This window comes from Chitinophaga sp. W3I9 (assembly GCF_050434025.1).
GTDB lineage: Bacteria > Bacteroidota > Bacteroidia > Chitinophagales > Chitinophagaceae > Chitinophaga.
In genome coordinates this window covers 7,648,634-7,662,046 of the sequence record NZ_JBNPWC010000001.1, presented here as the reverse complement: position 1 = coordinate 7,662,046, position 13,413 = coordinate 7,648,634, and the positions used below count along the sequence as shown (strand labels likewise).

Sequence of the window (13,413 nt, the reverse complement as noted above, 5' to 3'; positions counted from 1 at the left end):
GTATCTTACGCTATTATATATACCCCGCCCCGTTACCCATCTCCCTGAAAATATATTTTCAAAAACCTTATGGAAAATATTTTACTGCAACATCTAATTAGAAACATATTTACCATGGACTCAGCTAAAATCCCGGGGAATGATTTCCTCGACATTCTCTTCTATGGAAGGAACAAAGATTATGGGGCCTATGAATTACGCAGTCGTTACGACAGGCGTGTTCGCAACGCAGTAATGGGCACCGCTTCTATTATGCTGGTAATGATCGGCGGCTACGTGTTGAACAACACGCTGATGGCCGCAGAAAATGTACACCGGCCTGTATTGGCAGAGAAAAAAATTGAATTACAGGCATTGGAAATGCCACCGGAACCCCCGGTTACCATTCCTCCACCCCCGGTAACCTCCGCACCGCCGCCATTGGCTGCTTCTATCAGGGTAACTACACCGGTGATTGTTAACACAGATGTTCCGCCGGATGAAATGCCTCCGAAAAATGCCGATATGGACGGCCAGGTTATAGGATTTAAAACTACGGAAGGAGTAGAAGGAGGGATGGACATTGACCTGGGTGCAAGTGGCAACGGCGGCGGTTCCGGTGTAGTAAAGGCTCCTCCGGCGGCCAATCCAGATGTTCCAGTTGCATTCGTGGAAATCATGCCTGAATTTCCCGGCGGTGAAGCTGCATTAGCGAAATACCTGGGTAACAATATCCGGTATCCGCACATCGCCCAGGAGAATGAAATACAAGGTACCGTATTTATCCAGTTCGTGGTAAACCGCGACGGCACTATTTCACAGGTGAAAACAGTAGGCGCAGCGAAAGGCGGGGGCCTGGAAGAAGAAGCGGTCCGTGTGATCAGTAAAATGCCCAAGTGGAAACCCGGCAAACAGAATGGACAGTATGTGGCGGTATATTTTAACCTCCCGGTCAGCTTCCGGTTAAGCGGCAACTAGTTTCACCTTTCCTCATTTTTTTCAATAAACACTTTATTAATAACCCGGAAAAGTGCTGTCATCGTTTGACGGCGTGACTTCCTATATTATTATCTCTTTAATTCTTACAATTCCTGTTTATCCGGCTTACATCCATTTAACCTGCGCATTCTGATTCCTGATACCAATCCCGGCCCGCATATAGCGGCCGGGATTGCCTTTTAATCCTCTCGCTTCTTATTAGATAATATTCAAACATTATCACTTTATATCAAACAAAAATCAAAAATCTAAGAAATTAACATAATAATTATTAATTTAACAGCCGCTTAGTCTTCTTCTTTAGCACTATAAACGGATAATTAGTATGGAAGCGCCGGTAAATAATTCGCTGCAACAGTTCAAAAACCTCGTTGGGACCAAGTTTCAGCTGTATAATAGCCTCTTCACCTCTTTGCCTTTCCACCGGGTGGAAAAGACAGGCATCTTCCTGTCCCTGTTCCTGCTTCATTGTGAAGAAGGATACGCCAAAGGCAACAGCCCCCAGGAAATAATGGACTCCTTCTTTTCCCAGTATACCACCTATACGGAAGAAAAACAGCGGACGGACCTCTTGTTCCGCTTTGTGCAATACGCTGAAAGACAGGTAGTACTGTTTGATGCACTGGAAGATGCTGCGTTCCGGAATATCCGCGACCTCCAGGGCGCCGGTACCCTGCGCCACCTGCAGTCGGAAGTGATCCAGGAACAAGCCCAGGATAAACTCAGGGATAAACTGAAGGATTTTTCGGTGAGACTGGTGCTGACGGCGCATCCGACACAATTTTACCCCAGCGAGGTGCTGGGCATTATCAACGACCTGTCGAAAGCCCTCATCGACGAAAACACCAGCCAGGTAAATATGTACCTGCAACAGCTGGGAAAAACACCGTTCTTCAAAAAAGAAAAACCCACCCCGTATGATGAAGCCATCAGCCTGGTGTGGTTCCTCGAAAATATATTTTACCAGTCGGCCGGCCGCATCCTGTCGTCTATCCGGGCGCAGTTCCCGGGCGCCATCAGCAGCGATAACTCCGTGATCCGCATGGGCTTCTGGCCCGGTGGCGACCGTGACGGGAACCCGTTTGTGAAAGCGCCTACCACCGTGGAAGTAGCTGCCGCCCTGCGCGCGTCTATCATGAAATGTTACTTCCGGGAAGTACGCAACCTGCGCCGCCGCCTTACCTTTAAAGGCGTGGAAAATGTAGTAGCCGCACTGGAATCAAAATTATCCCGCAACCTCTTTATTCCCGGGCATAAAGCGGATATCAGCCGCCAGGAAATACTGGACACGTTGTCGGATATACGAAATACCATTATCGCTGATCTGAACGGGCTGTTTGTACATCTCGTAGATAACCTGATCAGCAAAGTGGAAATATTCGGGTTGTTCTTTGCTTCCCTGGATATCCGCCAGGACAGCTCCATTCATGAAGCCGTACTGGAAGCCGTAGCTGCCAGAACAACCGCGCTGCCGGATAATTATACTTCCCTGGGAGATAAAGAAAAGATCAGCCTGTTACTGAATATAAAAGAAGCCGCAGATCCTAAAGCGCTGGAAAATCCCCTGCACCAGGATACGCTCGAAACCATTGCTGCCATTAAGGAAATACAGGCTGCCAATGGAGAAGAAGGCTGCAACCGTTATATTATCAGTCACAGTACCAGTGTACTCAACGTAATGGAAGTATACGGGCTATTCCTGCTGAGCGGTTGGAAAAAAGAAGAGATGACGGTAGATATTGTGCCGCTGTTTGAAACCATCGATGACCTGCGCCATGCAGGACAGGTGATGAAAGAGCTGTATGAAAACGCCGACTACCGCGAGCATCTGCGTCGTCGCCAGTGCAAACAAACGATTATGCTCGGCTTCTCGGATGGCACCAAAGATGGTGGCTATCTCATGGCCAACTGGAGCATCTATAAAGCCAAAGAAGAACTCACTACTATCTCCAAAGAATACGGTATCAACGTAGTGTTCTTTGACGGCAGGGGAGGTCCTCCGGCCCGTGGCGGTGGAAAAACGCACCAGTTCTATGCTTCAATGGGCAGGAACATTGCCAATAAAGAAATACAGCAAACCATTCAGGGGCAAACCATCAGCTCCAATTTCGGCACCGTGGATGCAGCACAGTTCAATATGGAACAGCTGATACATGCCGGCATCAGCAATGAGCTGTTTTCTTCCCGGGAAGTAACGCTGAGTAAATCAGAAGAAGATTTGCTGCAGCTACTGGCGGACGAAGGATATAAATCTTACAATACATTAAAAACACATCCTCATTTCCTGGCTTATCTCGATCACGCCAGCCCGCTGCGTTACTATGCGGAGGCGAATATCGGCAGCCGTCCCAGCAAACGTAATGCTTCTGCTAAACTCAATCTTAATGACTTGAGAGCAGTGCCTTATGTAGGTGCCTGGAGCCAGCTGAAACAGAATGTGCCCGGCTATTACGGCGTGGGCAGTGCGCTGGAACAGCTGGAAAAGCAAGGTAAATGGGAAGAGGTCCAGGCATTATATGTGCACTCCCTGTTTTTCAGGACCCTGCTCGATAACTGTGTAATGGCGATGAAGAAGAGTTACTTCCCGCTCACTGCTTACCTGGCCAAGCATCCGCAATACGGCGAAGTATGGCAGATGATCTATAATGAATTTGAGCTGACGAAGAAATACCTGCTGTTACTCACCAATGAATCCGAACTGATGGCCGGCAGCCCGATCGATCTGCTGTCTATCCAAATGCGGGAAAGAATTGTGCTGCCTTTGCTTACTACCCAGCAGTATGCGCTTACGCGCATCCGGGAGCTGGACGCACATCCCGACAACGGACATGGCAGGGAAACCTACGAAAAGCTCATCATGCGTTGCTCTTTTGGTATTATCAATGCTGGCAGAAACTCAGCCTAAAAATTATTCATCATCCGGTTACGGAGTTATGTGGAAATAGTGGCGGTGAACAACATCAGCGGCTGTCTCCATATAACTCCGTAATTCGTAATTTGTATTTCGTAATTCTTCCCTACTTTTACACCTCCTTAAGTAACTTCTCTATATATGGCAAACAGCTTATATGACTTTGGAATGATCGGTCTCGGCGTGATGGGTAGAAACCTGTTACTCAACATGGCAGATCATGGCTTTTCCGTTATCGGCTTTGATAAAGACGCTGCCAAGAACAGCGCACTGGAAGCAGCCGCTACCCCCGGTACTACCGTTAAAGGTGTTGCAGAGCTGGCCACTATGGTACAGTTGCTGGAACGTCCCCGCAAATTAATGATGTTGGTACCCGCCGGTCAACCGGTAGATGACGTGATAGCATCCCTGTTGCCGCTGCTGGAGCAGGGCGACGTAGTAATAGATGGTGGCAACTCCCACTATACGGACACTTTACGCCGTGTGAAACAACTCCGCGAAAAGGGTATCCATTTTATGGGTATCGGCGTTTCCGGTGGTGAGCAGGGCGCGCGTAGCGGTCCAAGCATTATGCCCGGTGGCGACCTCGACGCCTATGCAAAGGTACAACCCATGCTGGAGGCGATTTCCGCCAAAGTAAAAGGGACGCCTTGTGTGGCTTACCTGGGTAAAGAAGGCGCCGGCCATTATGTGAAAATGGTACACAATGGTATTGAATATGCCATCATGCAACTGATCAGTGAAAGCTATACCCTGTTGCAAAAGGGCGCTGGCCTTAGCAATGATCAATTGCACGAAGTATTCAAAAGCTGGAACCAGGGCGCTTTACAATCATTCCTGGTAGAAATTACCGCGGATATCTTCCTGCAGAACGACGATAAATCTGACAAACGCCTGGTAGACGTGATCTCCGATAAGGCTGGCTCCAAGGGAACCGGTAAATGGACTTCACAGGATGCAATGGAATTGCCGGTGGCCGTTCCGGTTATTGATACCGCCGTGGCGATGCGTACCCTTTCCGGTTACAAAGAGCAGCGCCTGGAAGCTGAAGCGATCTATAAAGCACCTGAAAATACCATTCATGCCGACGCTGAAATGTGGATCAAACAGGTACACGATGCCCTCTACTTTGCCACCATCCTGAGCTATGCACAGGGATTGGCTATGCTGAGAGAAGCTTCCGGTGATCTGAAAATGGAGATCCCGTTACCGGAAGTGGTGAAAGTATGGAGAGGTGGTTGTATCATCCGTTCTTCCCTGCTGGAAATATTTACACAAGCTTACCAGAAAAATGCTGACCTGGCCAACATCCTGTTGGATGAAGGCGTAGCGTATCTCGTACAATCGGTAGAAAGCAACACCCGCAGCGTAATTGCGCAGGCCGCCTCCGCAGGTATTCCTGTAGGCGGATTCATGTCTGCTTTGTCTTATTTCGATGCGTTCCGTACCGGCCGTATGGCTACCAACCTGATTCAGGCACAGCGCGACTATTTCGGCGCGCACACCTACCAGCGTATTGATATGCCAGGTACTTTCCACACAGAGTGGCAGCAACACTAAAAAATGTTCATCTTTAATTAAACATATGCAGATCCATAAACGCCCGCCTGCATCCATCCTGTTCATATTCGGAGGCAGTGGCGATTTAAACTACCGGAAACTAACGCCTGCGTTATATAATCTCTTTTTAGATGAGTGGATGCCTGAGCAATTTGCCATTGCAGGCTTAGGCCGCAGCCCATACAGCAACGAAGACTATAACAAACACCTGCTGGAAGGGATCAGTAAGTTTTCCCGTCGGAAGGGCGAGCAGAATGGTCACTGGAAAGATTTCAGTAATCATGTTACTTACCTGCAGATGGATGCAGAAGATCCTGCATCTTACAGCAAGATCACCGATTTTGTAACGCAGAAGGAAGAAGAGTGGGGCGTACATCCTACCGTTATCTTTTACCTGGCCGTAGCGCCACAGCTGGTGCCGAACATAGCCACCCGTTTGGGTGAGCTGAATCTTTGCTCCGATAAACACTGCACCCGCATTGTAGTAGAAAAACCATTCGGGCATGACCTGCAAAGCGCGCATGAACTGAATGAACTGCTGGCAAAGAAATTTACAGAAGAGCAGATCTATCGTATCGATCACTATCTCGGTAAAGAAACCATTCAGAATATCCTGGCTTTCCGCTTCGCAAACGCATTGTTTGAACCGGTGTGGAACCGCAATTACATCGACAATATCCAGATCACTGCTGCTGAAAGCGTGGGACTGGAAGGTCGTGGCGGTTACTACGAAAGGGCAGGCGCATTGCGCGATATGGTGCAGAACCATATCCTGCAGATCATGTGTATCCTGGCCATGGAAGCGCCGGTATCTTTTGATGCCAATGAAGTGCGAAACAAGAAGGTGGATGTACTCAACGCGATCCGCCGTATCACACCGGGTAAAGTGCATGAACATGCCGTACGCGGACAGTATTCTGCCGGCTGGATGAAAGGCAACAAAGTAGCCGGCTACCGCGAGGAAAAAGGTGTGGATCCCAAATCTAATATTGATACTTATGCAGCCGTTAAATTTTATATCGACAACTGGCGCTGGCAGGGCGTTCCGATCTATGTGCGGACCGGTAAATATCTCCACCAGAAAGCTACCAATATCATCATCACCTTTAAGGAAGCACCTCCTTATTCCTTCCCGATAGAAGCTGCGCAAACATGGCGCCCTAACAGGCTCACCATCAGCATTCAACCGGAAATGGATATACGGATCCGCTTCCAGGCAAAACGTCCCGGTCAAACCATGACGCTGGACCCGGTAGACATGACCTTTAACTACGATGCTGCCAATGGCGAGCATGCACCGGAAGCATATGAAACGCTGCTGCTGGATGTAATGGAAGGAGATGCTACCCTGTTCATGCGCGGCGACCAGGTAGATGCCGCCTGGAAAGTGATCATGCCCATCCTGGAAACATGGGAAAACCGCACGCCGCAGGACTTCCCGAACTATGCACCCGATTCATGGGGCCCCGATGATGCAGATGCACTCGTTGCCCGCGACGGTCATACCTGGATTAATTTACCTACTAAATAATAATTACGGACCATTTGTGAAAATGGTCCGTAACTTTTTTGTCTTATGGAACTACATATCGCAAAAGATCCTGCCCAGCTGAGTGAAAATGTAGCTGCATGGATCAGCAACTACATACTGGAAGTATTGCAAACACAGGAACGGTTTACATTTGTACTGTCCGGCGGTAATACGCCAAAGCAGCTATACAGCCTGCTGGCGAAAGCTCCTTACAACATGGTGATACCCTGGGAGAAAATACATTTTTTCTGGGGAGATGAAAGAGATGTGCCTTTTGAAGATGAACGCAATAATGCCCGCATGGCATTTGAATCATTACTGGATAAAGTAAGTGTAAACCCCGATAATATCCATGTAATGCGTACCGATATCGGCCCGGAAGAATCGGCTGCCGAATATGAAAAGATCCTGAAATCGTATTTCGGAAAAGATGATACCACGTTCGACCTGGTGCTGCTGGGCATGGGAGACGATGGACACACGCTGTCGCTGTTCCCCGGATTACCCATTGTGCACGAAAAGAAAGCCTGGGTAAAATCATTTTTCCTGGAAGCACAGGACATGTACCGTATTACCTTAACTGCACCGGTGGTGAATAAGGCTGCCTGTGTATTGTTTCTCACCACCGGCGCCAATAAAGCCATTACGCTGAAAAGTGTGATTGAAGGCACTTTCGATGCGGAGAAATATCCTTCCCAGCTCATCAGGCCGGAAGAAGGCGAGCTGCATTGGTTTGTGGACGAAGCCGCTGCCGGCGCAATGGAAATTTAACAAAACATAAAGCAATTGCGGTAAAGGCCCGGGCGGATTAAGAGATCCCTCCGGGCCTTCTGCTTTCTGCTTTCAGCTATTTTCTGTAGCTTGTGTATTGTAACAACGATGAGATTATGTTTGATAAGCCCATATTCGACGCACACCTGCATATCATTGATCACCGGTTCCCTTTGCAGCCAAACGAAGGCTTTTTGCCGTCGGAATTTTCAGTAGCCGACTACCAGCAACAGGTAGCGCCGCTGAACGTAGGTGGCGGCGCAGTGGTTTCCGGCTCTTTCCAGGGATTTGATCAGGGATACCTGCTGGAAGCATTGAAACAGCTGGGCCCCGGTTATGTAGGCGTAACGCAGATACCTGCCGGTACCAGCGACGAAGAAATTATAGCCCTGCATGAAGCGGGTGTACGCGCCGTAAGATTTAATGTGCAGCGCGGTGGTTCTGAGAGTGTGAAACACCTCGAACGGCTGGCATTACGTGTGTATGAACTCGTGAAATGGCATGTGGAGCTGTATGTGGATTCCCGGCAACTGCCCGGATTATCCACTACGTTGCATAAACTGCCTGCCGTGGTTATTGATCACCTGGGTTTATCAAAAGCCGGGTTCAAATATTTATTGCCATTGGTAGAAAAAGGAGCGAGGGTAAAAGCAACGGGTTTCAGTCGTTGTGATTTTGATGTGTTAACCGCCATGCGCCAGATTACAGCTATTAATGCCAGTGCTTTATTATTCGGCACCGATTTGCCTTCTACACGGGCGCCACGGCCATTTGCCGCCTCCGATCTGCAACTGATCCTCCAGAATTTCCCGGCAGATATTGCCGCTAAAATATGCAGGGAAAACGCCCTCGCACTTTACCAGCCGCGGATTTTGTCTGGCTCAGGATTATGATGATGTTGGGGATTATATTTTTAAAAATATTTTGAGAGATAAAAAGATTCCGGCTTTTATTCCACAGGGAATAAAAGCTGGAATCTTTTTATACTATATCCACGTATCAATTCCCACGGTTTCCATTTCTTTTTTCAGATGTTCGGGCATTAGTCCGTTTAACAATGTACCCGGAGCTGCACTTGGATATATGTCTTCAAAAGTTTTTACCTGGTTCATAAATACCCGGCGGAAAATATGCCGCCTGGTAATATGATGCGGATCTTTTAAACCTGCTGCCCCAGCGAGTTCTATGGCGCTTTCAATGGTATCGCGGTGATAGTTGGCTACGCGGTGTTTCTTGTCGTCTACCACCAGGCCGGCAGATAACCATTTGTCCTGTGTAGCCACGCCGGTAGGGCATTTATTGGTGTTGCATACCAACGCCTGAATACATCCAAGCGCCATCATCATGGCACGGGCACTGTTGCAGGTATCGGCGCCCAGGGCCATGGCCCGCAGCATGTGATAGCCGGTGAGTATTTTGCCGGAGGCAATGATCTTCATATGATGACGGATATTGAATCCGGTAAGGGTATCGTGTACGAAGGAAAGTCCATCCATCAGCGGCATGCCCACCGAGTTGGAAAATTCCGGTGGCGCGGCACCTGTACCGCCTTCACCACCATCTACAGTAATGAAATCGGGATAGATATCGGTTTCTATCATGGCCTTGCAGATGGCGTAGAATTCCCGTTGCTGGCCGATGCACAGTTTGAATCCAACCGGTTTACCCTTGCTGAGATCACGCAGGCGCTGGATAAACAGCATCATTTCGCGCGGACTGTTAAATGCTTTATGGTAAGGGGGAGAAAATACGGTGGTATGTGGTTTCACGTGACGGATGGCTGCAATTTCGGGCGTGTTTTTAGCAGCCGGTAATATACCACCATGGCCCGGTTTGGCGCCCTGCGAAATTTTCAGTTCTATCATTTTGACTTGTGACAGTGCACTTTTTTCTGCAAACAAACTATCGGAGAAATTGCCGTCATCGTCGCGGCAACCGAAATAGCCGGTACCTATTTGCCATATGATATCGCCACCTTGTTTGAGATGTGCTTCGCTGATACCTCCTTCGCCGGTGTTATGCGCAAAGTTCCCTATTTTGGCGCCGCCATTTAAAGCCTGTACAGCGTTGTTACTGAGCGACCCATAGCTCATGGCGCTTACATTGAGGATGCTGCCGGAATAAGGCTGTTTACAGTCTTTCCCGCCAAAGATTACACGCGGGTCCTTCTCCAGGTGATCAAAATTTTGCGGCTGAATAGAATGGGCCATCCATTCATATCCTTCCGCGTATACATTAAACTGGGTACCAAATGGCTGGGAGTCCAGTTCCCGCTTGGCGCGCTGGTAAATAGTAGAGCGGTCTACCCGGTTAATCGGGCTGCCATCAATATCGCTTTCCACAAAATACTGGTAAATTTTTGGCCGTAATGCCTCCATCCAGTAACGCATCCGCCCCACTACCGGGTAATTGCGGATGATGGCGTGTTTGGTTTGCAACAAGTCAAGGACACCCATCACAATAATGGGCAATACCAGCACCAGTAACCAGAAAACCCACGGGAAAAATAAACCCAAAACAACGATAACACCTAAACTAACACCTGAAAATCCAATAAATGCTTTGACCATAGACTGTAATTTTTGATTTTTTGATGCTCCTAACCACAGGAGATTGCCGAATACTTCCTTAGCTATTGTTCTTATAAATCTACTTAACGTATAGCAGATAAATTTGTTAAATCTTCGCGAAGGTTGTCTTTCTCAGGATTACGCTGATTATATTGATTTTGGGGATTTGTTTTTTTGATTTTATAAAGGATTTTGGGAGACAGCAGAGGAGATATGCGTTTTAGGATTTAATTTTCTTATATTTTTTAAAAAAGGTAAGGAACGACAAAAGCAAAATATCCGCTGCTGTCTTCCCAAATCTTTTTAAAATCAAAAACAAAATCAAAAAAAACAAAATCCCCAAAATCAATATAATCAGCGTAATCCTGAGAAAGACAACCTTCGCTAAAATCCGCGCAGTTTTTAAATTTATTTATTATCTTTCAAAATAAGCCAATCTTCAATCAATCCACCAAATGAAAAGATACATTCATCCTGGTAAGTTGGTAGCAACTTTCCTGTTCTTATTTAGTACTGTAGCAGATGTCCGGGCGCAACAAGCCACGCCCTATGATGCTGCCCGGCTGAAAACCAGCTGGGAAGTGGTAGAAAACCATTACCAGGGCCGCGACAATTTCCAGTCGGCCTTCACCTTTGTGAATACGGCCGGTAAGCCGTTTCCTGCCAAAGGATGGCAGTTGTATTTCAATTTTATCAGGATGGTTGCTCCCGGGGAATTACCGGGGCATGTGAAAGTGGAGCATATTAACGGTGACCTGTACCGGTTTACACCGGCGGATGGTTTTACCGGTATCGCTCCCGGCGACTCCCTGAAACTCGCTATTACCGGCGATGCCTGGGCGGTGAATTTTACAGATGCACCTACCGGGTTGTACCTGGTATGGGACGAACAGCCGGAAAAAGGCTTCTCAATCAAGGATTATAGTATCCGCCCTTCTACTACCGCAAAGCAATTGATGCGTTATCCCGGTGATAAAACTGCCGTAGTAACGCCAACGGATATATTTAAACAGAATGCTGCAGTAAAGGATATTCCCGTATCACAGCTGCCGCTGGTGTTCCCTACGCCGAAGTCTTACACTGCCACCGGTAAAGGTCTGGTGCTGGATGCATTCCCGGAAGTAAAAGCCGATCCGCAGTTGTCTGCCAGCGCGGCAATGCTGGATGCAGAGTTGCTAACGTTGCTGGGTAAACGAAAAAAAGGAACGGCAGTTATCAGCCTGGTTTATGACACTGCTGTCACCGCTCCGGAAGGTTACCGTTTGAAAGTGGCGCCGGAAGGAATTACCATTACTGCCGGCACTGAAGCAGGCGCCTTCTATGCTATCCAATCTTTAAAAACACTGGTTCCGCCAACGGCGTTTGCCGGCAATCAGAAAACCATTACCATACCGGGTGTGGAGGTTACAGATGAGCCACGCTTTGGTTACCGCGCTTTTATGATAGATGTGGCCCGTAACTTTCATAACAAGCGCGATATGCTACGCATCATCGACCTGATGGCGCTGTATAAATTAAACGTGTTGCACTTTCATTTCAGCGATGATGAAGGCTGGCGCCTGGAAATCCCTTCCCTGCCGGAACTTACTTCCGTAGGCGCTAAGCGCGGCCATAGCAGCGACTGGAAAAATATGCTGCCGCCGTCTTATGGCTCCGGTCCGGATACCACCAACACTGCAGGTAGTGGTTATTTCTCACGCAACGATTTTATAGAAATCCTCCGCTATGCAACGGCAAGGCATATACGTGTTTTGCCTGAAATAGAAAGCCCCGGCCATGCCCGCGCTGCGGTGAAAGCAATGGAATCCCGCTACTACCGCCTGAAAGCGGCTGGTCGTGATAAGGAAGCCAATGAATACCTGCTGACCGATTTGCAGGATAAATCTGAATACCACTCTGTTCAGTATTGGAACGACAACGTGATGAACGTAGCGCTGCCTTCTACTTACCACTTCCTCGATAAAGTGGTGGAAGAAATCCAGTCGATGTATAAAGAAGCCGGCGCTCCGCTGGAATCAGTGCATATGGGCGGCGATGAAGTGCCAGGCGGCGTATTTGAAAAATCGCCTGCCTGTATCGCGTTGATGCAGCAGGATAAATCACTGAAAGATGTAAATGATCTCTGGTATTATTACTACCGCAAGGTGAATGACCTGCTGAAGGCCCGTAGCTTATCTGTAGCAGGATGGGAGGAAGCCGGGATGCGTAAAACAACGGTCGGTGGCGAATCACAGAGCATCCCTAATCCCGATTTTGTAAACGATCATTTCCAGCTGAATGTATGGAACAACGTGATCGGCGGCGGACAGGAAGATTTATCCTATCGCCTGGCAAATGCCGGGTATAAAGTCATCCTGTCTGGTGTAAGCAATTTTTATTTTGATATGGCTTACATGAAATCTTTTGATGAACCCGGATTTTACTGGGGTGGATTTGTAGACGTGGATAAGCCGTTTTATTTTATTCCGTTCGACTACTACAAGAACTCAAAAGTAGATGGCAGGGGCAACCCGGTTACACCGGAGTTGTTTGTAGGTAAGGACCGGTTAACAGGTTTTGGTGCTTCCAATATCCCAGGTATCCAGGGATTGCTGTGGAGTGAAACGGTAACCAGCTCTGACCGTATGGAATATATGATGTTGCCAAAACTACTTGGGCTTGCAGAACGTGCGTGGGCGCAGGATCCGGAGTGGGCTACCGAAAAGGATTCCGCTAAAGCCGATGCATTGTATGCACAGGCATGGAGTGTATTCAGCAATGTAATGGGTAAGCGTGAAATGCCGCGCCTGGATTATTATGAAGGGGGCTTCAACTGGCGTATCCCAACCGCAGGAGCGAAAGTGGAAAATGGCGTGCTGAGCACAAACATCCAGATGCCAGGTTTAGTGATCCGGTATACTACTAACGGCGACGAGCCTACGTTGAAGAGCCCGGTGTATACTACTCCTGTGGCAGCAGGCGGTAAAACGGTGAAGCTGAAAGTATTCAGCCCTAAAGGCCGCAGCAGCAGGACCACCACCGTAAAAGTGCCGGTAGCCGATACGCAGATGAAGAATAATAAATTATAATTTTCCGGAAGAAAGAAAGACGGT

Annotated in this window: 8 protein-coding genes; 7 read left to right on the top strand and 1 reads right to left on the bottom strand. The window is 48.2% G+C overall.

What is annotated here, in order from left to right; all coding sequences use genetic code 11:
• Window positions 1-114 precede the first annotated feature (114 nt).
• The 6 genes from QFZ51_RS31160 to QFZ51_RS31135 all read left to right on the top strand — a co-directional run bounded on the left by QFZ51_RS31160 (window position 115) and on the right by QFZ51_RS31135 (window position 8,644).
• Window positions 115-957 carry an energy transducer TonB gene (locus QFZ51_RS31160; RefSeq protein ID WP_429051455.1) on the top strand — a complete coding sequence of 281 codons (843 nt, stop codon included), beginning with the start codon at window positions 115-117 and terminating at the stop codon, window positions 955-957.
• 346 nt (window positions 958-1,303) lie between these two features.
• The gene (locus QFZ51_RS31155; RefSeq protein ID WP_429051453.1) at window positions 1,304-3,883 is read left to right on the top strand and encodes a phosphoenolpyruvate carboxylase; all 2,580 of its coding nucleotides are present in this window, start codon (window positions 1,304-1,306) and stop codon (window positions 3,881-3,883) included.
• Window positions 3,884-4,030: 147 nt separating this feature from the next.
• On the top strand, window positions 4,031-5,449 hold the full coding sequence (gene gndA, locus QFZ51_RS31150) for an NADP-dependent phosphogluconate dehydrogenase (RefSeq protein WP_429051451.1): 1,419 nt from the start codon (window positions 4,031-4,033) through the stop codon (window positions 5,447-5,449).
• A gap of 25 nt (window positions 5,450-5,474) precedes the next feature.
• Window positions 5,475-6,980: a glucose-6-phosphate dehydrogenase gene (gene zwf / locus QFZ51_RS31145; protein WP_429051449.1), complete on the top strand. Its 1,506-nt coding sequence runs from the start codon at window positions 5,475-5,477 to the stop codon at window positions 6,978-6,980.
• Window positions 6,981-7,025: 45 nt separating this feature from the next.
• A complete protein-coding gene (gene pgl, locus QFZ51_RS31140) occupies window positions 7,026-7,751 on the top strand; it encodes a 6-phosphogluconolactonase (RefSeq protein ID WP_429051447.1) in 726 nt (241 codons plus the stop codon).
• 116 nt (window positions 7,752-7,867) lie between these two features.
• Complete coding sequence (locus QFZ51_RS31135; RefSeq protein ID WP_429051445.1) at window positions 7,868-8,644, top strand: amidohydrolase family protein; 777 nt, start codon at window positions 7,868-7,870, stop codon at window positions 8,642-8,644.
• A 93-nt stretch (window positions 8,645-8,737) separates the two neighbouring features.
• Here the strand turns inward: QFZ51_RS31135 and QFZ51_RS31130 are convergent, their stop codons facing one another.
• The gene (locus QFZ51_RS31130) at window positions 8,738-10,321 is read right to left on the bottom strand and encodes an FMN-binding glutamate synthase family protein (RefSeq protein ID WP_429051443.1); all 1,584 of its coding nucleotides are present in this window, start codon (window positions 10,319-10,321) and stop codon (window positions 8,738-8,740) included.
• A 455-nt stretch (window positions 10,322-10,776) separates the two neighbouring features.
• Between QFZ51_RS31130 and QFZ51_RS31125 the strand changes: the two genes are divergently transcribed.
• Entirely contained in the window at window positions 10,777-13,389 is a 2,613-nt protein-coding gene (locus tag QFZ51_RS31125) for a family 20 glycosylhydrolase (RefSeq protein ID WP_429051441.1), read from the top strand.
• Window positions 13,390-13,413 lie beyond the last annotated feature (24 nt).

Coding starts and splice junctions, on each gene's coding strand:
- QFZ51_RS31130 (WP_429051443.1), bottom strand. CDS start 10,321: ATGGTCAAAGCATTTATTGGATTTTCAGGTGTTAGTTTAGGTGTTATC.
- pgl (WP_429051447.1), top strand. CDS start 7,026: ATGGAACTACATATCGCAAAAGATCCTGCCCAGCTGAGTGAAAATGTA.
- QFZ51_RS31160 (WP_429051455.1), top strand. CDS start 115: ATGGACTCAGCTAAAATCCCGGGGAATGATTTCCTCGACATTCTCTTC.
- QFZ51_RS31125 (WP_429051441.1), top strand. CDS start 10,777: ATGAAAAGATACATTCATCCTGGTAAGTTGGTAGCAACTTTCCTGTTC.
- QFZ51_RS31155 (WP_429051453.1), top strand. CDS start 1,304: ATGGAAGCGCCGGTAAATAATTCGCTGCAACAGTTCAAAAACCTCGTT.
- zwf (WP_429051449.1), top strand. CDS start 5,475: ATGCAGATCCATAAACGCCCGCCTGCATCCATCCTGTTCATATTCGGA.
- gndA (WP_429051451.1), top strand. CDS start 4,031: ATGGCAAACAGCTTATATGACTTTGGAATGATCGGTCTCGGCGTGATG.
- QFZ51_RS31135 (WP_429051445.1), top strand. CDS start 7,868: ATGTTTGATAAGCCCATATTCGACGCACACCTGCATATCATTGATCAC.